Genomic DNA, 335 nt, shown 5'->3' with positions numbered 1-335 from the left:
GCGGAGGCGCTCGGGGATGGGGGTGTGGTGAACACGTCCCCGGCGGGCTTGTCGTACCGGAGTGCGCCGGAGGTCCCGTGGGTGCTCGGCGGGGCGGGGCCGCCGCCGGAACCCGGCGGCGCGGACGGCAGTGCCGCCGCGGCGGACCCTGGCGTGGTGGACCCTGGCGGGGGCGTGTCCGCGGGCGGCGGAGGCGGTGGCGTCGGCGTGGCGCCGGGGTGTCTCGCGGACCGGGACGAGGAGGAGGACCGGGAGTGGGGCGAGCGGTGGTGGGCGGATTCGCTGGCGGAGCTGCGCGCCGGGGTCCTCCGGGCGAAGGCGGACGCGGAGATGGC

Annotated in this window: 1 pseudogene; it reads left to right on the top strand. The window is 79.7% G+C overall.

Features of this window, described 5'->3' with window-relative positions:
- Window positions 1–24 precede the first annotated feature (24 nt).
- A pseudogene (locus ACETWP_RS17315) lies at window positions 25–335 on the top strand (hypothetical protein); the annotation flags it as partial.

Source organism: Arthrobacter halodurans (assembly GCF_041877255.1).
In the GTDB taxonomy this organism is placed as follows: Bacteria; Actinomycetota; Actinomycetes; order Actinomycetales; family Micrococcaceae; genus Arthrobacter_N; species Arthrobacter_N halodurans.
The sequence above is the reverse complement of the archived record's forward strand: the minus strand, read 5'-3'. Positions and strand labels throughout refer to the sequence as shown.